Origin of the sequence: Microbacterium azadirachtae (assembly GCF_000956545.1) — a bacterium.
In the GTDB taxonomy this organism is placed as follows: Bacteria; Actinomycetota; Actinomycetes; order Actinomycetales; family Microbacteriaceae; genus Microbacterium; species Microbacterium azadirachtae.
Map to the genome: position 1 here is coordinate 254,063 of NZ_JYIT01000086.1, position 20,273 is coordinate 274,335.

Genomic DNA, 20,273 nt, shown 5'->3' on the forward strand with positions numbered 1-20,273 from the left:
TTCCTGCGCGGCCGGCCCTCGTCGTCCCGGCGGCGCTCAGAGTCCGCGCATCGTGACCAGGCCCGCCGCCCAGCTCTGCAGCGGACGCGAGCCGAGGGTGCGGATCACCGTCTCGCGCAGGAGCAGCGGGAGTCCGCCCGCCGGGGCGCCCATCGCCATGTAGAACGCGCTGCGTCGCTGGGCGGCCCGTGCCGCGCGCACCGTCACGCGCGCGTAGTCGCCGAGATCCGCGTCACGTCGGGCGAGCGCATCGCGCAGCGTCGTCGCGAGCCGGCCCGCGTCGACCCAGCCCAGGTTCATCCCCTGTCCGCCGATCGGACTGATCTCGTGGGCGGCGTCGCCGACCAGCGCGATACGGCCCCGCGCCGCCGCGCCGGCGAGGTGCTGCGCGGCCACGAACGCGACCGGCGCGACGTCGGATCCGATCTCGGGATCCTCCCCCGTGCGTCGGCGGATCGCGTCTCGGAATCCGGACCCGGTGGCGAGGTCTTCACCGTCGGCCGAGCGGACCACCCATCGCCGCATGCCCGCCGGCAGCGGGAACGACTCCACCAGACCCGCGGGCCCGCAGTGCAGCAGTGCCCTGGTCCCCGCCTGCGGATCCGGGACGTCGGCCATCGCGTACCGCGCACGCCCCGCGCGTCGCCGCCAGGCGATGCCGAGCTCGGTGCGCAGGCCGCTGTGCACGCCGTCCGCGAGCACGGCGAAGGCGGCCGTGAGCTCGCGGCGTCTTCCGCCCGCATCGATCCGGAGCCGTACGAAGTCACCCTCGTCGCGCACGCCTCGCACGGCACGGCCCGCCTGCAGCACCGTCGGCGCCATCGTGTCGAGCCGCTCCCGCAGCAGCGCGTGGGTGCGCCGCTGCGGGAGCACCAGCACCGGCCTCGCCGCGGAGAACGCGAGCGATGCGAGCACCCTCCCGCGACTGAGCACGTCGCCTCCGGTGAGCGCCAGCGCCTCGGCGCGCGCGGCAGCCCCGACCCCCGCCCGCTCGAGCACCTCCAGCCCGGGCGGGTGGATCCCGATCGCCCGGCTGCGGGCGTCTTCGCCGTCGCGCTGCTCGCAGACCACGACGTCGATGCCCTCCTGCGCGAGCAGGCAGGCCAGCAGCAGCCCCACGGGGCCGGCGCCGACGACGACGACCTCGTGATCGAGCACAGGTTCAGGCGACGGCATCGTCCTGCTCCCAGCGCAGTTCCAGCCGCGAGGGGAATCCGCGGCGCACCTCCCATCCGGCCGGCGCGACGGCGGCGAGCTCGTCGGGAGTGTAGGAGCGGCGGATGCTGGTCAGACCGTCCTCGCGGATGAACGACCCGGCCAGGACCGTGCCGGCGAGCAGCCACGTCCCCGCCGCGAACGCGACGTATCCGCCCCTGCTGCGGGAGATGTCGTGATGCGCGACGAGCCCGTGCGGGGCAGCGAGACGTCGGGTGTCCTCCAGCATCCCGGCAAGGCCGTCCTCGTCCAGGTGATGCAGCACGTGGTTCGACAGCACCACGTCGAACACCTCCCCGTCGCGGACCAGCTCCGCCACGGGTGCGCAGCGATACCCGATGCCGGCGCCCCGATCGTGCGCCTGCGCCCAGGACACGGCACGCGGATCCACGTCGAGCGCCGTGATCTCGGCCGGGAACCCGTCACGGCGAAGGCGGACGGCGAGCGCGCGGCACAGATCCCCGCCGCCGGCCCCCACGTCGAGGATCCGCAGCCGGCCGGATCCCGTGTCACGTCGTCGCCGCGCCCGGGGGCGCACATCCGCACGATAGAGCGCCCCGGGCCGCGACACCACCGCGTTCACCGCTCCGAATCGCCGATAGGTGCGCTCCAGCATGCGCGCATCCGCGGCGGGATCGTCCATGAGCTCGCTCACGCCGACGGCGCGTGCGGAGAGGTCAGCGCCCATCGCCTTCCGCGCCGACCACGGTCATCAGGGCGCTCTCGGCGGTCAGCCCGGGCCCGAAGGCCATCGCCGACACGCGATCCCCGTCTTGTGCGCCCTCCTCCTCGAGGATGCGCCGCAGCACGAAGAGCACGGTCGCGCTCGACATGTTGCCGTTCGTCCGCAGGGTCTCCCTCGCGGGGTGCAGCTGCGCGTCGCTGAGCCCCAGCCGGTCCTGCACGCGGTCGAGGATGCTGCGCCCACCGGGATGGATCGCCCAGTGCCGCACGTGCTCGCCGATCGCGCCGTCCTCGAACGGGGCGCTCAGCTCCTCGGCGTACAGCGGACGCAGCGCCGCCACGATCGTCTCGCCGATGACCTGGGGCACACGCGGGGAGAGGATCATCTCGAAGCCGTGGTCGCCGATCGTCCACGCCATGTCCTTCTCCCCCTCCGGGGCGATCGCGGTGTGGAAGCGATCGAGCCGCAGGCCGGGCACGGCGGACGGGCGGGCCGTGACGATGCCCGCCGCCGCCCCGTCGGCGAAGAGCGAGGAGGCGACGATCACATCCGGATCCTCCGAGGAGCGCAGGTGCAGCGTGCACAGCTCGACGCTGACCACCAGCACCACGGCGTCCGGATCCGCGGCGCAGAACTGGCTCGCCGCCCGCAGCGCCGGCATCGACGCGTAGCAGCCCATGAAGCCCAGGTGGAAGCGCTGCACCGCGTCCGAGAGGCCGAGCGCGCGCACGATCTCGTACTCCGGCCCCGGCGCATGGAAGCCCGTGCAGGAGACGGTGATCACGTGGGTCACGTCGGCCGGGCCGATCTCCGGGTCGGCGTCGAGGGCCGCCCGCGCCGCGGCGACGAACAGCCGACGGGCCTCACGGACGTAGATGTCGTTGCGGACGCCCGTGGCGGGCGACAGCAGGGTCCCCGTGGACCGGTCGAAGAAGACGGGATCCGCCCCGGTGTCGGCCAGGGTGAGCTCGCCGAGCACCGTGCGCCGGGTGTCGATGCCGGATCCGTCGAAGGACGTGCTGACGATGCGCCGCGCGAGCCGCGACAGCTCCGGCTGCGCGGCGAAGACGTCGCGCACCTCGTTCTGGTGCAGGACCGTCTCCGGGACGACCGTCTGCAGGGACCTCAGCACCGCGGGGCTGCTCATGCTGCCCACTCAAGCACGCCTCCCGCACCCGCGGGAAGGGTCTTGCGGATCCTCGCCCGAGCTGTCAGGCCCGGGCGTGCCCTCAGTAGCCGAGCGCGCGGGCCAGCTTCGATCCCGACGGCGACGGGCGTCCGCCGGCTGCGGCCACAGCCTGCTCCACCGCACGGAAGAAGGCGCTCCGGCCCTGCGGGTCCGAAGGCGCCGCGGGGCCCAGCTCCATCTCCCATTCGCGCCACTCGCGCGTCGTCCCCGCGGGGCCGAAGAGCCCGCGCAGATCCGTGCCGCGGACGCGGTCGTCGACGAACTCCGCGACCACGCCGCCGGGGCCGAGGAGCCGGTACGCCGTGCGGGCGTTCTCGATGCGGGCGAGAGGGAGCAGCGGCGCCGTCGTCCACTGGGCGACGACCTCGGCGAGCGGCGCCGGCATCTCATCGGAGGCGCCGAGCGGCCAGCCCAGCTCGACGCGCCCGTCGCCGGTGCGCGGGCCCTTGACGTGCCACCCCTCATCCGGTCCCCCGCTGCGGCGCCGCAGCGCGACGCCGGCACGCGCGAGGTCTCCCCCGGAGGTGTCGAAGTAGCGTGCGTCCAGCTCGCGGAGCTCGCCCTCGGACACCGCGTCGACACCGGGGATCGCGTCCCACGACGGCAGCGGGGTACTGCCGTCGACGTCGTACTTGCGCTCGATCTCGACGGTGCGGGAGGGCTCAGACATCCGCGGGATTGAGGTCGTCCTGGGATCCCTGGTACCAGTACGCGTACTCGGTGGGCCCGTCGTGCTCTCCGGTGTGGGTCGGCTCGCCGCGCTTGTTGTAGACGAGCAGCGTCTCGCTGTAGGGGACCGCGATCTCGTCGTCCGCCGATCCGAGGGGGATGATCTGCCCGTCCAGCGGGCCGCCGTGAAGCCGTGCGAGTGCCATGTGCTCACCCTAATCCCCCGGCGTCGCCGAGGAGCGCGATCACGCCGCGGCGACGCCGAGCACACCGCCGACGATCATCCACGGCCCGAACGCGATGTGCGTCGACCGGGTGGCGCGGCGCAGGAGGAGCAGCGCGAGCGCATGGACGGCACCGAGCACGAACGCCGCAGCGGCACCGACGACGAGCGCCGACCATCCATGCCATCCCAGCACCAGGCCGAGCAGGGCGGCGAGCTTCACGTCGCCCCCGCCCATGCCGCCATGGCTGATCGCGCGCAGCACGGCGTAGAAGCCGCCGAGCAGCAGCATGCCCCACAGCGCCCCGAGCAGCCGCCCGCCCATCGTCGAGAACAGCGCTCCGGCGAGCGCGAGCAGGAGCGCACCGGCGAGCGCGGGCAGCACGATCCGGTCGGGGAGCCGGTGCGTGCTCACGTCGATCACGGTCAGCCGGACGCCGACGCCGAGCAGCCCGAGGTGCGCAAGGACGACGATGACGCCTGCAGGATCCATGCGGGCCACCTTCGCAGATCCGCGGAGCGCGCGTTCCTGCCCTGTGGAGAACCGGGCCGAGGAGCGTTTCAGGCCGAGCGGAGCAGGATCCGCCCGTCCTCGACCTTCGCCTCCCAGCGCGGCTGGGGAACGCTCGCCGGTCCGCGCCGCACCGCGCCGTCGTCGATGCGGAACCGGCTGCCGTGCCACGGGCAGGTGACGCACCCGTCCGCCCCGAGCTCGCCCTCGTCCAGGGGGCCGCCGGCGTGCGTGCAGACGGCCGAGATCGCATGCAGCCGGGCGTTGATGCGCACCAGCAGCACCGGGACGTCGCCCGCCATGACCCGTGTCCGCGCGCCTTCGGCGAGATCGGCGTCTGCGCCCACGTCGATCCAGCGCCGGACCGTCGGCTGGAACGCCGTGTGATTGACCCCGGTGCCGCGCACGAACGACAGGTGGCCGCCGAGATAGGACGAGCCCAGGGTGAGCCCGAGCCCCAGCAGGCTGAGCGCCTTCCCTGCGCCGTGGTGCCCCCGGCGGCGCAGGAGCCACGATGTGATCTGCAGGGCGGAGGCGGTCGCGTTCGCTGCGGCGTGGACGAGTCCCACCCGTTTGGCGGATCCGATCGTGGCCGACCAGTCCGACGCCCCTGCCGCCGCCGTCGGCGCGGATGCGAGGATGCCGAGCCCGACGAGGCGGCGCGAGGCCGCCGGATCCGCCCCCGTGAGGTCGAGCACGGCGGCGGCGCCCCAGGCGCCGATCGGCAGGTCGGTGAGCATCGGGTGCACCTGATGACCGAGCCAGGCTCCGGAGAGCGCGTTCTTCACGGCCGGGGATCGGGTGGCCGCATCCACCCAGCCGCTGAGCTTCTCCGCGGCCGGATCGAGCTCCTTGGTCTTCCCGATCGTCCGGATCAGGGACTGCATCGCCGCTTTCACCCGCATGGGGTCCCTCCTCCGCATCGCGTCGCCGGAACCTCCTGTCTACCCGCGCGGCCGGAGAGGGTCAAAGGGTTGACAGACGGCCCTTGCACGTGCAGCTGGTAGCCTCGCGCTCGATGGATCAGACCTCCCCCGCCGCACTGCATGCGGATGTGCACCGACTGCTGTCCGCGATGTACGAGGACTACCTGCGCGGTGATCCCGCGGCGATCGACGCCCGTCTCGCCGAGGACGTGACGATCTTCGACTCCGCCGCGGACCCGCTGGTGACCGGCCTGGACGAGCTCGCCGCACTGCGCCGGAGCAGGGCCTCGAGCCTGTCGGATCCGCCCTCGCCGGCCTGGACGGAGACGGCCCTCACGATCGTCGACCTCGGCGTGCGGGAGATCGGCGGCGTCGTCGTCGCGACGTGGTGGCTGCGAGTGGACGGAACGGATGCGCAGGGGGCCGTGGTCTCCCCCGAGCTGTCCCGCAACACCGCCGTGCTGCGCCGTGATGCGGACTCGGCGCTGCGCATCGCCCATCTGCACGAGGACGTCCGCCAGGAGGCCGGCCCGCTCGTCTGAGCGATGTCGAACTCGATCCGCACCGGCCCGGCGTAGCCGTCCGCCCCTCGCTCCCATTCGATTCGACCATGTCGGATGTACGGATTATCGTCGTCTCTGTCGTTACAGTATTCGAAGAGATATTCGAGAATGGAGTGCATGGGGATGGCTCTCGCTTCCATGATCGCCCCCGCCGCCGACACCGACGACCGGGTCGCGGATGTGCTGCGCCTGCGCCGGGAGATCACCCGGATGCAGCGACGACGGAGCGACCTGCCGCTGATCCCGGTGCCCACGGCGCTCGAGCCGATCCTGCCCGAAGGCGGCCTCCAGGTCGGCACCGCATACTCGCTCTCGCCCTCCCCCGGACTCATCGGCGCCCTGCTCGCCGGAGCCTCTCGCACCGGGGCGTGGTGCGCCGCCGTCGGCATGCCCACCCTGGGCGTGGAAGCGCTGGCCGGGCACGGCGTGGATCTGGAGCGACTCCTGCTGGTGCCCGCACCCGGTGCCCGCTGGCTCTCGGTCGTCTCCGCGCTGAGCGAGGTGATCCCGCTCATCGCGGTCCGCCCCTCCACCGCCGTGCGGGAGGCGGAGCTGAGCCGCCTGAACGCCCGGCTGCGGGATCGCGGCTGCACGCTGCTGGTCGTGTCCGGAACCGTCGCGGGCACCCCGGACGCCGGGTTCGCGGGCTGGCCCCAGAGCGAGGGGTCGATCCGCGTCCACGACCCCCGCTGGCAGGGGCTCGGCGACGGCTGGGGAGTCCTGGAGGAATGCGAGGTGACGGTCACCGCGCACACCCGGCGGTCCCCGATCCCGCAGAGCGTGCGCGTGCGGCTGCCCGATCCCCACGGCCGGGTGGAATCCGGTGCTCCCGGCGAGGTCGAGGTCATCGCCCCCGTCACGCCCCGGCTCGTTCCGCTCCCGTCCGCCTCCGCCGATCCGCGGCCGCCCGCGGCCGCCGATGCGCGTCCGTCCGTCGCTGCGCCGGAGCTCCTGGCGGTGGCCGGATGAGCGGCCCCACGCGGGAACCGGTCCGGGTGATCGTGCTGTGGTTCCCCGACTGGCCGCTGCGCGCCGCACTGGGGGCCTCCTCGACCGAGCCCGCGGCGATCCTGCACGCGAACAGGGTCGTCGCCTGCAGCGCGGCGGCGCGGGCGCAGGGGGTGCGGATCGGGCAGCGCCGCCGCGAAGCGCAGGGGCTGCTGCCGAGCCTGCGCATCGTCCCCGCGGATCCGGGCCGCGACGAACGCGCGTTCCTCCCCGTGCTGCGCCTGATCGAGGCGCAGGCCCCCGGCGTGCAGCTGCTCCGCCCCGGTCTCGCCCTGCTCCGCGCCCGCGGGATCGCCCGCTTCCACGGCGGCGAGGCGGAGGCCGCCGGCGCCCTGCACGCCCTGCTCGCGTCGGAAGGGCATCCCGACGTGCGGATCGGGATCGCCGACGGTCCGTTCACCGCCGAGCTCGCCGCGCGCGGGGCGGATCCGGTGCTCGTGGTGGAGGCCGGGGCGTCCGCCGCGTTCCTCGCTCCGCTGCCCGTGCACGCCCTGCAGGATCCGGAGGTGACGGCGCTGCTGCTCCGCCTCGGTGTGCGCACCCTCGGCGAGCTCGCCGCCCTGGGGGCCGCACGGCTGCGGGAGCGCTTCGGCGAGCACGGGGCGCGTCTGCATGCGCTGGCCGCAGGAGCGGACTCCCGCCCCGTGGTTCCACGCCCCCCGGATCCGGAACTCGCCGCGGAGATCGAGTTCGAGACTCCGCTGGCCCAGTCCGACCAGATCGCCTTCGCCGTCCGGCAGAGCGCCGATGCCGTGATCCTGGCCCTCGCGAAGGCCTCTCTGGTGTGCACGGAGGTGCGGATCGACCTCACGGACGACGACGACGAGGTGACCTCGCGCACCTGGCTGCATCCGACGTGCTTCGAGGCCTCGGACCTCGTCGACCGGGTGCGCTGGCAGCTGGAGTCGCTGGCCGCCGCCGCGGCCGGCGACGACGACGAGGCGCATCGCTTCCGCGGCATCGCCCGGGTGCGGATCGCCCCGGTGGCCGTCGACGACGCCGCCCATCACCAGCCGGGCCTGTTCGGATCCGGCACCGACGAGCGCCTGCACCACGCGGTCTCACGGGTGCAGACCCTGCTGGGGCACGAGGGCGTGGTCACGGCGATCGTCGCCGGAGGGCGCCTCGTCGCCGACCGGCAGCAGCTCACCCCCTGGGGCGAGCGGGCGGTGCCTGCGCGCCCCGCCGATCACCCCTGGCCGGGACAGCTGCCCGACCCGCTCCCGGCGGAGGTGTTCGTGCCGCCTCGGCCGATCACGGTGACCGCTGCCGACGGCACCCCGGTCTCCGTCGATGCGCGGGGTCTGCTCAGCGCGGCTCCGGCGGCGGTGGACTCCTGCCCGGTGCGGTCCTGGGCAGGGCCGTGGCCGGTGCGGGATCGGCGCGGGGATGCGACGGGAGCGCTCCGCGGCGAGCGCCTGCAGCTCGTCGACGAGCAGGACAGGGCCTGGCTCGTGCTGCATCTCGCCGATGCCGGCGGGGGCGGCGTCGATCCCGAAGAAGATCGCGGCGGGCGATGGCTGGCCGAGGGGAGGTACCACTGATGGGCTTCCACAACCCGGACATGTCCTGGTCGGCGCTCGAGCGCACCCTCAGCGGGAAGGAGCCGCTGCATCAGCAGATCGCCGTGGACGCCCCGTCCCGCATGCACAAGCGCCCGCCGATCCGGCTGGGCCGGATCCCTCGGCCTGCGGACGCCGTGCCCTATGCCGAACTGCACGCCCACTCCTCGTACTCCTTCCTCGACGGGGCCTCCTCCCCCGAGGACCTCATCGCCGAGGCGCAGCGGCTGGGGCTCACCGCCCTCGCGATCACCGACCACGACGGCTTCTATGGAGCCGCGGCCTTCGCCGAAGCCGCCGAATCCCTCCTGACCGCGGAGAAGGACGCCGGGGCGGGGATGGAGGCCGATCCCGGCCCGCCGCTGCAGACGGTGTTCGGCGCGGAGCTGTCGCTCCCCGGCTCCGCGCCGGACGAATCCGGCGCCCGGGGAGGCACCGCGCGCCGGCCGCCTCCGGAGCGCCGCGGTCTTCCGGATCCGCTGGGCCAGCATCTGCTCGTGCTCGCCCGCGGAGAGGAGGGATACCACCGGCTGTCCGCCGCGATCACCGAGGCGCAGCTGCGCGGGGGTGAGAAGGGGCGCCCGTTCTATGACATCGAAGCGCTCGCGAACCGCGCGGAGGGACACTGGACGATCCTCACCGGCTGCCGCAAGGGCGCCGTCCGCTCCGCCCTCGAACGAGAAGGACCGGAGGGGGCGGAGCGGGCGCTGCGCACCCTCGTCGACCTGTTCGGCGCGGACCGGGTCGCCGTCGAGCTCATCGACCACGGGGATCCGCGGGACACCCGCCGCAACGACGCCCTCGCCGAGCTCGCCGCCCGCTACCGTCTGCCCGTGGTGGCGACGAACAACGTGCACTACGCCACCCCCGATCGGGCGGAGCTCGCCGAGGCGATCTCCGCGGTGCGCGCCACCCGCAGCATGCGCGAGCTCGAGGGCTGGCTGCCGGCCCATGGCTCGGCCCATCTGCGGTCGGGGGCGGAGATGGCGGCCCGCTTCGCCCGGTATCCGGGGGCGATCGCGCATGGCCTGCAGATCGCCGAGGCGTGCGCCTTCCCGCTGCGTCGCGCCAAGCCCGCCCTGCCCACCATGAGCGTGCCTGCGGGCGAGACCCCGATGAGCCACCTGCGCGCCCTCGTCTGGGCGGCGGTGCCCTCGGTCTATCCCGAGGGCGGCCCCAAGGCGCTCACCGCCGAGGGCCGCGCCCGCATCGCCCGCGAGCTGGACGTGATCGAGGAGAAGGACTTCCCCGGCTACTTCCTCATCGTGCACGGGATCGTCACGGAGGCGAAGAGACGAGGGATCCTCTGCCAGGGACGCGGTTCCGCCGCCGCGAGCGTGGTCTGCTATCTGCTCGGCATCACCGCGGTGGATCCGATCCTGTACGGGCTTCCCTTCGAGCGGTTCCTCGCCACGACCCGCACCGAGGAGCCCGACATCGACGTGGACTTCGACTCGGGGCGGCGCGAGGAGATCATCCAGTGGGTCTACGAGGAGTACGGCCGGGAGAACGCGGCGCAGGTCGCGAACGTCATCCAGTACCGTCCGAAGAACGCGGTGCGCGACATGGCCCGCGCCCTCGGGCATTCCCCGGGACAGCAGGACGCCTGGTCGCGTCAGGTGGAGCGCTGGGGGCTGGATCTGAGTCCCGTGCCCGATCACGACATCCCGGAGCAGGTGGTCTCTTACGCCGACGAGCTGCTGCGGGCGCCCCGGCATCTGGGCATCCACTCGGGCGGCATGGTGCTGACCCGGCGGCCCGTCGGCGAGGTCGTCCCGGTCGAGCACGCCCGCATGGACAAGCGCACCGTGATCCAGTGGGACAAGGACGCGGCGGCCTGGATGGGCCTGGTGAAGTTCGATCTGCTGGGGCTCGGGATGCTCTCCGCCCTGCGGCACTGCTTCGACCTGGTCCGCGAGGCCACCGGCGAGGAGTGGACGCTGGACTCGCTGCCCAAGGAGGAGCCCGCGGTCTACGACATGCTCTGCCGCGCCGACACGATCGGAGTTTTCCAGGTCGAGTCCCGCGCGCAGATGGGGCTCCTCCCCCGTCTGCAGCCGCGGGAGTTCTACGAGCTCGCGATCCAGATCGCGCTCATCCGCCCCGGCCCCATCCAGGGCGGCGCGGTGCACCCGTTCGTGCGTCGCAAGCTCGGCCAGGAGACCGTCGTCTACGCGCACCCGAAGCTGAAGCCGGTGCTCGAGCGCACCCTGGGCATCCCGGTGTTCCAGGAACAGCTCATCCAGATGGCGACCACTCTGGGCGACTGCACCGCCGACGAGGCCGACACCCTGCGTCGGGCGATGGGCTCGAAACGGGGGCTGGAGAAGATCGACAGCATCCGGGAGAGCCTGTACTCCGGCATGCGCCGGCACGGGCTGGACGAGGAGACCTCCGACCGCATCTACGCGCAGATCCAGGCGTTCTCCGATTTCGGCTTCGCGGAGTCGCACTCGCTCTCTTTCGCGCTGCTCGTGTATGCGAGCTCCTGGCTGAAGCTGCACTACCCCGCGGCGTTCCTCGCCGGCCTCCTGCGCTCCCAGCCCATGGGCTTCTACTCCGCGGCGACGCTCACCGGCGACGCCCGGCGGCACGGGGTGGAGGTGCGCCGCCCGGACATCCGGCTGTCCGGTGCGACCGAGACCCTGGAACCCGTCGACCCCGCCGTGACGGGGCGCACCGGTCTGGATGCCTGCGTGCACCAGCGCGCGCCGCGTCCTCCCGGCACGAAGGCGGATCCGTTCGATCCGAAGGCGCCCGACGAGAGCGCGGCGCACCGCAGGGACGGCCGCTTCGCCGTGCGGCTGGGCCTCGCGGGCGTCACCGGGATCGGCGAGAAGACGGCCGAGCGGATCGTGGCCGAGCGCGACGCCCGGGGGCCGTACCGCGACCTGAACGATCTCGTACGGCGCACCGATCTCACCGCCGCACAGGTGGAGGCCCTGGCCACCGCGGGGGCGTTCGACTCCCTCGGCCTGCAGCGCCGGGAGGCGATCTGGCTGGCCGGGTCCGCTGCGGAGGACCGCGCGCGGTATCTGCCCGACACGGTCGTCGCCGTGCAGCCGCCGCTGTTCGGCGATCAGACCAGCTACGAGCTCCTCACCGCCGACCTCTGGGCCACCGGGGTCTCCACCGACGACCATCCGCTCGCCCACTTCCGACCCGAGCTGGACGCACGCGGGGTGCTCACCTCGGCCTCGCTGCGCACCCACGAGAACGGCCGGCGGGTCGAGACGGCAGGGCTGGTGACGCATCGGCAGCGCCCGTCGACGGCGGGCGGGGTCACCTTCCTCAATCTCGAGGACGAGCACGGGCTGGTGAACGTGATCTGCACCCAGGGGGTGTGGATGCGCTACCGCCGGATCGCACGCGAAGCGCCGGCGCTGATCGTGCGCGGCATCCTGGAGCGCTCGCCCGAGGGGGTCACGAACCTGCTCGCCGACGCGTTCGAAGCACTGCAGGTGGGCGTGCCGCACCACTCCCGTGACTTCCAATGAGCCCGGATCCGGTCGCGGCGACTCCGAACGCTTCCACACCGGCGTCTCGCGGTGCCGGTGCCGGTGTCACCAGAAGCGCTCCGGCATCTCGTGCGCACGGCGGTCGGTGCCGCCCCAGTTCGCCGCCTGGTCCCGGGCGTCGTCCGCCGCCTGCTGGGCGCCGCGCAGCGCATCCGCGGCCCCGCGGCGCTCCGCCCCGACGGGGTTGGCGTCCAGCACGAGCTCCGTGACCACGCCCTCGGCCGACGCTTCCACCGTGCACGCCTCGACGCGACCGCGCCAGGGCAGCGCCCCGAGCTCGGGGAGCACGGATCCCGGCACCCGGTAGACGACGCCCGTGGTCAGGTCGCGGATCCGCACGGCGCCGGCGTCCTCGTCGACCGCGATGATGCGCCCGACGCCGAGCGGCGCGCCCAGAGGGAGGATCAGCGTGACGGCCATGCCTCCACCTTCGTTCAGATGGGCCGGGCGGGCAAGACGCACCTGCCGCGCCCGGCCGCGTTCAGCTCTGCGCTGCCGGCGACTCCGTGCTCGAGGAGACGAGGCTGTCGTAGTGCCGATCGACATAGAGCAGCGGCGCGCCGGGGGTGCCCTCGATCACGTCGAGCACATCGAGCAGCACGAGGGACGACGGCCCGACCGGATGCGTCTCGCGGATCGTGCCGCGCACCGCCACCCGCGCGGAGGGCAGGAAGGGCTCCCCGGTGGGCAGCGTGCGGAACCCCTGCTCCGGCGTGAAGCGCGGCTGCCCCGAGCGGGCGAACGCGTCCGCGATCGACTCCTGCCCTGCCACGAGGAAATGCACCAGCGCGCTGGGCGCGGAGAGGATCCCGCCCGCGCTGCCGGTCGCACGGGTGACCGAGAATACGAGCACGGCGGGGTCGGCGCTCACCGAGGCGACGCTCGACAGCGTGAGTCCGACGGGGCCGTCCGGGGCGACGCCGGTCACCAGCGCCACGCCGGCAGGGTGGTGGCGGAACGCGCCCTTGAACTTCTCGGTGACGTCCTCTTCCAGACCGGGGGTGCTCATCCTGCTTCTCTCTGTCGTTGCCACGGACGCCGCGTTCGCGCCCTGCACTCAACGGTATGCCTGTTCCGAGGGCACCGGATGCGATCCCGTCGCTTGACGTCATCGCCGCGGCTCCATGGCAGGCTGAGATCATGGACGGCTCGAACGACGCCCCCCCTCATCCGTGAGCACGGCATGCCCTACAAGCTCGTGTACATCGCCGCCGTCCTGCTGCACACTCCTCTTCTCACGCTCGGCGGCATCCTGGCCGGGATCGACGTCTTCGTGCAGGCCTCCTGGCTGACCCTGGCTTGGACGGGATCCGCGGCGCTCGGGATCTTCCTCTACGGCCTCGCCAAGGTCATGGATCACGACGATCTGCGCGGCCTGCCCGGCTCGGGCAGAGCCCTGATGTGGGGCCTGCTCGCCATGATCGTGGGGGCGGCGATGGGCGCCGGAGCGGTCCTGCTGTTCGTATTCGTCCGCTCGACCGGGGCGTGACGGCTGCGGGCGGCGATGAGCCATCGATGTCGGTGCCCCCTGCTGGAATGACCCCATGACGACGGCGACGAAGACGGATCTCACCAAGACCCTGGACGGGTATCACGCACGCCTCGGCGAGTTCCGCCTCCTCGAGCTCCCGCCGAGCCGCTATCTCGCGATCGACGGCCATGGAGATCCGAACACGGCGCCCGCCTACGCGCAGGCGCTGGAGGCGCTGTATCCGGTCGCCTATGCGCTGAAGTTCGCGAGCAGACGCGAACTCGACAGGGACTACGTCGTCCCGCCGCTGGAGGGCCTGTGGTGGGCGGAGGACATGGACGCCTTCACAAGCGCCCGGGACAAATCGCGCTGGGACTGGACCATGATGATCCTCGTCCCCGAATGGGTCGGCGATCCTCTCGTCGACGAGGCCATCACGACGGTCCGCACGAAGAAGAGCCCGGCGCGGATCGACGACCTGCGGATCCTGCCGTTGTCTGAGGGGACCTGCCTGCAGACGCTGCACATCGGCTCCTACGACGACGAGGCCCCGCTCCTCCAGCGCCTGCACGACGAAGTGATCCCCGGGCAGGGTCTGCGTCTGGCGGGACTGCACCACGAGATCTATCTGAGCGACGCCCGTCGCGTGGCCCCCGAGAGGCGCCGCACGATCCTGCGCCAGCCGGTCGCCCCGGTCTGATCGTCGCCTCAGGGGCGCACCGGGCGCACCGTGAGGATCTGCTGCACCGTTCCGACCGGGCCGCGCTCGTCGTGCAGCACGGTGTCGGTCAGGCCGAGCCCCGTCGGACCGATCGAGACCGTGGTGTCGAAGCCGATCCACTCGCCCTGCGGCGCGCCGAGCAGGTGGCAGGTGAGATCGACGTTCGGGAAGGCGACCTCTCGGGGCTCCAGACGGAGCGTGAGCCCGTTCGCGAAGTCGACCAGACCCAGCAGGCGGGAGACCGGTCCGATCGGCTCGTCCAGGAGGAGCGGGATCCGCGGCCGCAACCAGGCCCAGGCGTGCCCGGCTTCGCGCTGCCGGCGATGGAATTCCACGCTGCGCACGGCCTCGCCCTGCCAGTGGTCGCCCATCTCCCAGAGGTCCAGCTCGTCTCGGCGCGGCATCGCGGCCAGAGCGCTGCCCGCCAGTTCGCGCGTGTCGACGGCCTGCAGCAGCCAGGCCCGGGCGATGACCGCGGCGCGTCCGTCGTGGCTGAGCACGGCCTCGACGAGCTCGATCGTGCGTCCCGCGCGCCGCAGGCGCACTTCGATGTCGACCCGCTCGATCGGCATCGTGCCGAGGATGTCGTAGGAGATCCGGCCGAGCTGCAGCTCTCCGCCACGCCGATCCAGGTGGTCCTGTTCGATCGCGTGCGCGATGAGCCCGAGAGCCGGCGCGATGTGCTGCTCCTGTGTGCTCCACGCCCCTTCGACCGCTGACGTCGGGCGGAAGGCGGTCGCGCCGAGGCGCTCGAAGTACGCGGACATGATCGGATCCTATGTCTCGCATGACGCCGGCCCCCCGCACGACGCCGACCCCGGCGCCGGCGCCGGCCGGCCGGGAGGCGTGCGCGTCGGATGCGGATCGCCGTGCACCCTCCCCTGCGCGCGCGACCGGGGGTAGCGTGACGAGGGGGCGCTCGATGAAGGGCGGATCGAGATGAGTACGACCAGCAGCGGCTCGCGCGGGATCTTCCGCAGGAAGCCGATCGATCAGATCGAGGACGAGGACGAGACCGGCGGGCTCAAGCGCGAGCTGGGCCTCTGGCAGCTGACGGCCATCGGCGTCGGCGGCATCATCGGCGCCGGGATCTTCACCCTGGCCGGTGAGGTCGCGCATCAGACGGCCGGGCCCGCCGTGCTGATCTCGTTCCTCATCGCGGGGATCGCCAGTGCGGCCGCCGCGCTCTCCTATGCGGAGTTCGCCGGCATGATCCCGAAGGCGGGATCCGCCTACACGTACGGCTATGCGGTGCTCGGCGAGTTCGTCGGATGGTTCATCGGGTGGGATCTCCTGCTCGAGTACACCGCGATCGTCGCGGTCGTGGCGATCGGGATCTCCGGCTACATCGGCTTCCTGGTGACCCAGCTCGGCGTGCAGCTGCCGGAATGGATGCTCGGCGCCGCGGGCACGGGTCCGGGTCGTGTGGTCGACGTGTTCGCGGTGCTGCTGTGCCTGCTCACGGCGTTCGTGCTGACCAGAGGGATCCGCAGCGCCGCGCGCTTCGAGTTCGTCGCGGTGGGCATCAAGGTGCTCATCGTCGTACTGATCATCGTGCTCGGCGTGTTCCACATCGACAGTGCGAACTACCACCCGTACTTCCCGTTCGGCTTCGGCGGGGTGATGACCGGGGCCGCGACGGTGTTCTTCGCGGTGTTCGGCTACGACGCGATGAGCACCGCCGCCGAGGAGTCGAAGGACGCGCGTAAGCACATGCCGAAGGCGATCCTTCTGTCCCTGGCGATCGCGATGGTGCTGTATGTGCTCGCCACCCTCGTGCTGACCGGCATGCAGAACTACACGAAGATCGACCCGAAGAGCGGGTTCGCGAGCGCCTTCGCCTCGGTCGGCCTGGGCGGTGCCGCGAACATCATCGCGGTCGGCGCGATCATCGGCATCATCACGGTGCTGCTGACGTTCATGCTCGGGGTCACCCGCGTGTGGTTCTCGATGAGCCGCGACGGCCTGCTTCCCGAGTGGTTCGCGAAGACGAGTCCCCGGCGCAGGGTGCCGACGCGCGTGACCTGGATCGTGGGCATCGCCTCGGCGGTCCTCGCCGGCGTGGTGCCGATCTCGACGGTCGCCGAGCTGACCAACATCGGGATCCTGCTCGCGTTCGTGGTCGTCTGCGCCTCCGTGATCGTGCTGCGATACCGGCGTCCGGATATTCCGCGGCGGTTCCGTCTGCCGCTCATGCCGGTGGTCCCGGTGGTGGGCGTGATCGCCTCTCTGTGGCTGATCTCCTACCTGCACTGGGAGACGTGGGTCCGTTTCGCGGTGTGGTTCGTGCTGGGGCTCATCGTCTACTTCGCCTATTCGAAGCGGCACTCGCTGCTCTCCCCGGACAGCCCTCGGCACCGGACCGGAGCAGACGACGGGACCGGCCAGGCGGGAACATCGGGACCCGCGATACGTTGATCTCGTCGAGCAGATCGACTCGCACGAGAGGAACAGCATGCGCCCCTACCTGGACAAGGCGATCCCGGAAGCGTGGAAAGCCGCCTCCGCCTACTCGGATGCGGTGGCGAAGGCGACGGCGGAGCACGGCCTCACCACGGCCGAGGCGGAGTTCATCAAGGTGCGCGCCTCGCAGCTCAACGCCTGCGCGTTCTGCCTCGACCTGCACGCGCGCGAGTCCCGTGCGGCGGGCATCACCCAGCAGCAGCTCGACGTGCTGCCGGCCTGGCGCGAGTCCTCGCTGTTCTCCGAGCGGGAGAAGGCGGTGCTCGCGATCGCGGAGGCCGCCACACGGATGCCGCTCGGCGAGGACGGGGAGGCGGATCTGGCCGCGGCACGCGGCGTTCTCGGCGACGAGGTGTTCGCCGCCGCCGAGTGGGTCGCGCTGACGATCAACATGTTCAACCGGCTCTCGATCCTTAGCGAGCACCCTGTGCGTCCGCGCGACACCGACGGCAACCTCATCCGCTGACCACCACGGAGGCGACATGATCCAGGGAATCGACACACGCAGGCCGCCGTCCGGCCCGGGATGCGTGGAATGCGAACGCGACGGCAGCTGGTGGTTCCACCTCCGGCGATGCACGGAGTGCGGGCACGTGGGCTGCTGCGACGACTCGCTCGGACAGCACGGCAGCGCACACGCCGAGGAGAGCGGACACCGGTTCATCCAGAGCTACGAGCCGGGCGAGGACTGGTTCTGGGACTACCGCACGGCGCAGATGGTCGACGGCCCCGAATTGGCCCCGCCGCGAAGTCATCCGGCGGAGCAGACGGTGCCCGGCCCCCGGGAGCGCGTGCCCGCCGACTGGCAGGACCAGCTGCTCCGGGCCCGATCCGAACGCGCCGGGCGTTCCGGCTGAAGCGTCGTTCCGGCTGAGCGGATCCTGATCGTTCGCAGGGCCGGCTGCGTCAGCGCCGGGCTGCGGCTCCCACGGCCACGGCGAGCGCGGCCAGGGCCAGAGCAGCGGCGAGCAGCGCCCCGTCCCCCAGCCAGCGGTGTGCCGCCGCCCCCGCCACGGCTCCCGCCGCCAGGGACGCCCAGAGCAGCAGCGGACGGCGCCATGCGGTCGAGGATCGGCCGGTGACCAGCGCGGCGAGCGCGAGGCCGAGGCTCACCAGGGTCCCGGTGGCGTAGGTGATGGCGATCCGGGCGCGTCCGTCGGCGAGATACAGCGTGTTCAGGGCGCCCATGGCGGCGGCGAGCAGCGCGAACCGCCACTCCGAATGGGGGACGACGAAGCCCACGATCGCGCAGAGGGCGACCGCAGCCGCACTGCCTGCGACGACGACGCCCCGACGCTGGGCGCGCGCACCCACCACGACGCCTCCCGCGGCCACTCCCGCCACGAAGGCCACGACGAGCCCGAGCGGGAGCAGGGCGCGCAACGGGCCGTCCGCCCACACCTCGACGCCGGCCTGGGTCGAGTTGCCGCTCATGAAGGAGACGAACAGCCCACCGGTCTCGATGAACCCGACGGCGTCGACGTATCCTGCCACGCCGCTGAGCGCCAGCGAGAGCGCGAGCCCGCGCCGGGAGACCTCCCTCATGCCGTCCGTCCGTTCACTCGCACGGGTCCATCCTGCGGTCCGGCGGCGACCCGCGGCAAACCGGACGACATCGGGCCCGCCGGAGGATCCGACGGGCCCGACAGAGGACGATGCTGTTACGAGGCCGCGACCTCGTCCCGACGCGGCAGCACCCAGCCCGCGCGCGGGAAGTGGCACGTGTAGCCGTCGGGGTAGCGCACCAGGTAGTCCTGGTGCTCGGGCTCGGCCTCCCAGAACGGGCCGGACGGCTCGATCGTGGTGACGGCCTTGGCCGGCCACAGCCCGGAGGCGTCGACATCGGCGATGGTGTCGCGCGCGACCCGCTCCTGCTCCGGACTCAGCGGGAAGATCGCCGAGCGGTAACTGGTGCCGATGTCGTTGCCCTGACGGTTCAGCGTCGACGGGTCGTGGATCTGGAAGAAGAACGAGAGGATGTCGCGGTACGTCGTCTTCGACGGATCGAAGACGATCTCGACGGCCTCCGCGTGGCCGGGGTGGTTCCGGTACGTGGCGTGGTCGTTGCTGCCGCCGGTGTACCCGACGCGCGTGCCGAGCACTCCGGGCTGGCGGCGGATCAGATCCTCGACGCCCCAGAAGCAGCCGCCCGCGAGGACGGCGGTCTCGGCGCCCGGGACCTGGGTGATGGATCCGGTGTCGGCGGGTCCGCTGGTCATGATGCGTTCTCCTCTGCGGTCTGCGGGGTGGTGGTCTCGAACAGTCCACGGTACGCGCCGTAGCCCTGCTCCTCGAGCTCGGCCGCGGGCACGAAGCGCAGCGCCGCCGAGTTCATGCAGTATCTCAGGCCCCCGGCGTCGCGCGGGCCGTCGTCGAAGACGTGGCCGAGGTGGCTGCCCGCTCCTGCGGAGATCGCCTCGGTCCGCACCATGCCGAAGGTGCGATCCGTCTTGGTGGTCACGGCATCGGACTCGATCGGCCGGGTGAAGCTCGGCCAGCCCGTGCCGCTGTCGAACTTGTCGGTGGACGAGAACAGCGGCTGTCCCGACACCACGTCGACGTAGATGCCCGCGTCGTGGTTGTTCCAGTACTCGTTGCGGAACGCCGGCTCGGTGCCGCCCTCCTGGGTGACCCGGTACTGATGCTCGGTCAGGGCGTTCAGCGCCTCGGCCGTGCGGCGGTAGTCGGTGGGGTTCATCGTGGTGCTCCTCCTCTGACGCCGCTGGCTGCGGCGTCATCAGAGAGAACGAGCACGACTCCGGTTTTGGTCCCGCGAAGCTGTGCGCCGACTGTGAGTTTCCGCGTTCTGCCGGCGATGGGCGGCTACCGGAGTCGCGCGCGTGTACCCGGCACCGCGCGCCACTGCCGCGGCCACTCCTCGCTCGGGCTCAGAGGCTCGTAGCTGCGCCACGCGGAGGTGTAGCGGTAGCCGGCGTACCAGACCGCGGCCGCGACGATGCAGAGCCCGACCACCACGCCGCCGACGACGGCGACCGGGGTCGAAGCCCCCAGAGCGGTGCACAGGCCGCCGGCGAACATGCCGGACACGACGGCGTTCACGAGGATGCTCAGCATCGACGAGGAGCCGAGCACCTGCTCCCCCGCGCCGCGGTGACGGAAGAACGAATAGGTCACGCGCATCCCCAGCTCGTCGTCGTGCACCGAGTCGAGGAAGAACGCGGCCACGCCCGGGTCGATGCCGGCGTACGCGGCGCGGATCCGGTTCATCGCGGTCACGTACATGAAGTCCTCCTCCGAGACGGCGAGCACACGCAACAGTGTGAGGAGGCCGACAGCCGAGAGGAACCCGAGGATGCCGAGTGCCGCGACGGGGAACCAGTCCACGAAGTGCGAGGCCTGTCCGAGCAGCCCGATCGTCACGAGCCCTGCGGACACGAGGGTGAGATGGATCGTGATGCGCGTGAGCACCTCGCTCTGCGCGGTGCTCCGCGCGGCGAGCAGCCCCCAGTGCTCGGTCGCGAGGATCTGCAGCCGGCGCGCCAGGGCCGCGTCGGCGCCGCCGTCGTCGGCATGCGTCGCCATGCCTCA

23 protein-coding genes are annotated in these 20,273 nt (G+C 72.2%); 9 read left to right on the forward strand and 14 right to left on the reverse strand.

Annotation, left to right across the window (positions count from 1 at the left end):
- Positions 1 to 36: 36 nt before the first annotated feature.
- The 7 genes from RL72_RS18715 to RL72_RS18745 form a co-directional block, all read right to left on the reverse strand.
- Positions 37 to 1,158, reverse strand: coding sequence for an FAD-dependent oxidoreductase (locus RL72_RS18715; protein WP_052674502.1), 1,122 nt, complete (start codon positions 1,156 to 1,158; stop codon positions 37 to 39).
- Between the two features lie 4 nt (positions 1,159 to 1,162).
- A complete protein-coding gene (locus RL72_RS18720; protein ID WP_045252384.1) occupies positions 1,163 to 1,903 on the reverse strand; it encodes a methyltransferase domain-containing protein in 741 nt (246 codons plus the stop codon).
- Positions 1,893 to 3,047: a type III polyketide synthase gene (locus tag RL72_RS18725; RefSeq protein ID WP_045252385.1), complete on the reverse strand. Its 1,155-nt coding sequence runs from the start codon at positions 3,045 to 3,047 to the stop codon at positions 1,893 to 1,895. Before RL72_RS18725 ends, RL72_RS18720 begins: the two co-directional genes overlap by 11 nt.
- Positions 3,048 to 3,129: 82 nt before the next feature.
- Entirely contained in the window at positions 3,130 to 3,759 is a 630-nt protein-coding gene (locus RL72_RS18730) for a CYTH domain-containing protein (RefSeq protein ID WP_045252386.1), read from the reverse strand.
- Complete coding sequence (locus tag RL72_RS18735; RefSeq protein ID WP_045252387.1) at positions 3,752 to 3,964, reverse strand: hypothetical protein; 213 nt, start codon at positions 3,962 to 3,964, stop codon at positions 3,752 to 3,754. Before RL72_RS18735 ends, RL72_RS18730 begins: the two co-directional genes overlap by 8 nt.
- A 39-nt stretch (positions 3,965 to 4,003) precedes the next feature.
- Positions 4,004 to 4,474, reverse strand: a complete 471-nt coding sequence (locus RL72_RS18740) for a prepilin peptidase (protein ID WP_045252388.1) — start codon at positions 4,472 to 4,474, stop codon at positions 4,004 to 4,006.
- Between the two features lie 68 nt (positions 4,475 to 4,542).
- On the reverse strand, positions 4,543 to 5,397 hold the full coding sequence (locus RL72_RS18745; RefSeq protein ID WP_211256084.1) for a Rieske (2Fe-2S) protein: 855 nt from the start codon (positions 5,395 to 5,397) through the stop codon (positions 4,543 to 4,545).
- A gap of 113 nt (positions 5,398 to 5,510) precedes the next feature.
- On the opposite strand from RL72_RS18745, the gene RL72_RS18750 reads away from it, so the two are divergent.
- The 4 genes from RL72_RS18750 to RL72_RS18765 all read left to right on the forward strand — a co-directional run bounded on the left by RL72_RS18750 (position 5,511) and on the right by RL72_RS18765 (position 12,048).
- Positions 5,511 to 5,960, forward strand: a complete 450-nt coding sequence (locus RL72_RS18750; protein ID WP_045252457.1) for a YybH family protein — start codon at positions 5,511 to 5,513, stop codon at positions 5,958 to 5,960.
- A 144-nt stretch (positions 5,961 to 6,104) separates the two neighbouring features.
- Complete coding sequence (locus tag RL72_RS18755) at positions 6,105 to 6,950, forward strand: hypothetical protein (RefSeq protein WP_181021844.1); 846 nt, start codon at positions 6,105 to 6,107, stop codon at positions 6,948 to 6,950.
- Complete coding sequence (locus tag RL72_RS18760) at positions 6,947 to 8,533, forward strand: DNA polymerase Y family protein (protein WP_045252389.1); 1,587 nt, start codon at positions 6,947 to 6,949, stop codon at positions 8,531 to 8,533. Before RL72_RS18755 ends, RL72_RS18760 begins: the two co-directional genes overlap by 4 nt.
- Complete coding sequence (locus tag RL72_RS18765; RefSeq protein WP_045252390.1) at positions 8,533 to 12,048, forward strand: error-prone DNA polymerase; 3,516 nt, start codon at positions 8,533 to 8,535, stop codon at positions 12,046 to 12,048. Before RL72_RS18760 ends, RL72_RS18765 begins: the two co-directional genes overlap by 1 nt.
- A gap of 66 nt (positions 12,049 to 12,114) precedes the next feature.
- On the opposite strand, the gene RL72_RS19295 is transcribed toward RL72_RS18765, so the two are convergent.
- Together RL72_RS19295 and RL72_RS18775 are read right to left on the reverse strand one after the other, a co-directional pair.
- Complete coding sequence (locus RL72_RS19295) at positions 12,115 to 12,489, reverse strand: hypothetical protein (RefSeq protein WP_052674506.1); 375 nt, start codon at positions 12,487 to 12,489, stop codon at positions 12,115 to 12,117.
- Positions 12,490 to 12,550: 61 nt separating this feature from the next.
- Positions 12,551 to 13,078 (reverse strand): flavin reductase family protein, encoded by a 528-nt coding sequence (locus RL72_RS18775; protein WP_045252391.1) that lies wholly within the window; start codon positions 13,076 to 13,078, stop codon positions 12,551 to 12,553.
- A 174-nt stretch (positions 13,079 to 13,252) separates the two neighbouring features.
- Here RL72_RS18775 and RL72_RS18780 point away from each other — a divergent pair, with 174 nt between their 5' ends.
- The gene (locus RL72_RS18780) at positions 13,253 to 13,558 is read left to right on the forward strand and encodes a hypothetical protein (protein WP_045252392.1); all 306 of its coding nucleotides are present in this window, start codon (positions 13,253 to 13,255) and stop codon (positions 13,556 to 13,558) included.
- Between the two features lie 55 nt (positions 13,559 to 13,613).
- Positions 13,614 to 14,240 (forward strand): GyrI-like domain-containing protein, encoded by a 627-nt coding sequence (locus tag RL72_RS18785; RefSeq protein ID WP_045252393.1) that lies wholly within the window; start codon positions 13,614 to 13,616, stop codon positions 14,238 to 14,240.
- 8 nt (positions 14,241 to 14,248) lie between these two features.
- On the opposite strand, the gene RL72_RS18790 is transcribed toward RL72_RS18785, so the two are convergent.
- A complete protein-coding gene (locus RL72_RS18790; RefSeq protein ID WP_045252394.1) occupies positions 14,249 to 15,028 on the reverse strand; it encodes a thioesterase family protein in 780 nt (259 codons plus the stop codon).
- Positions 15,029 to 15,200: 172 nt separating this feature from the next.
- Between RL72_RS18790 and RL72_RS18795 the strand changes: the two genes are divergently transcribed.
- From RL72_RS18795 to RL72_RS18805, 3 genes are read left to right on the forward strand one after another with little or no spacing between them, the layout of a single operon-like run.
- Positions 15,201 to 16,679 (forward strand): amino acid permease, encoded by a 1,479-nt coding sequence (locus RL72_RS18795; RefSeq protein WP_045252395.1) that lies wholly within the window; start codon positions 15,201 to 15,203, stop codon positions 16,677 to 16,679.
- A gap of 37 nt (positions 16,680 to 16,716) precedes the next feature.
- Positions 16,717 to 17,190, forward strand: coding sequence for a carboxymuconolactone decarboxylase family protein (locus RL72_RS18800; protein WP_045252396.1), 474 nt, complete (start codon positions 16,717 to 16,719; stop codon positions 17,188 to 17,190).
- Between the two features lie 16 nt (positions 17,191 to 17,206).
- Positions 17,207 to 17,581, forward strand: coding sequence for a UBP-type zinc finger domain-containing protein (locus RL72_RS18805; protein ID WP_045252397.1), 375 nt, complete (start codon positions 17,207 to 17,209; stop codon positions 17,579 to 17,581).
- A gap of 49 nt (positions 17,582 to 17,630) precedes the next feature.
- Here the strand turns inward: RL72_RS18805 and RL72_RS18810 are convergent, their stop codons facing one another.
- The 4 genes from RL72_RS18810 to RL72_RS18825 form a co-directional block, all read right to left on the reverse strand.
- On the reverse strand, positions 17,631 to 18,269 hold the full coding sequence (locus tag RL72_RS18810) for a DUF1275 family protein (RefSeq protein ID WP_045252398.1): 639 nt from the start codon (positions 18,267 to 18,269) through the stop codon (positions 17,631 to 17,633).
- A 116-nt stretch (positions 18,270 to 18,385) separates the two neighbouring features.
- Positions 18,386 to 18,943, reverse strand: a complete 558-nt coding sequence (gene msrA / locus RL72_RS18815) for a peptide-methionine (S)-S-oxide reductase MsrA (protein ID WP_045252399.1) — start codon at positions 18,941 to 18,943, stop codon at positions 18,386 to 18,388.
- A complete protein-coding gene (gene msrB, locus RL72_RS18820) occupies positions 18,940 to 19,422 on the reverse strand; it encodes a peptide-methionine (R)-S-oxide reductase MsrB (RefSeq protein WP_045252400.1) in 483 nt (160 codons plus the stop codon). The genes msrA and msrB overlap by 4 nt, the downstream gene beginning before the upstream one ends.
- A gap of 125 nt (positions 19,423 to 19,547) precedes the next feature.
- Positions 19,548 to 20,267 (reverse strand): hypothetical protein, encoded by a 720-nt coding sequence (locus RL72_RS18825; RefSeq protein WP_045252401.1) that lies wholly within the window; start codon positions 20,265 to 20,267, stop codon positions 19,548 to 19,550.
- Positions 20,268 to 20,273: the final 6 nt, after the last annotated feature.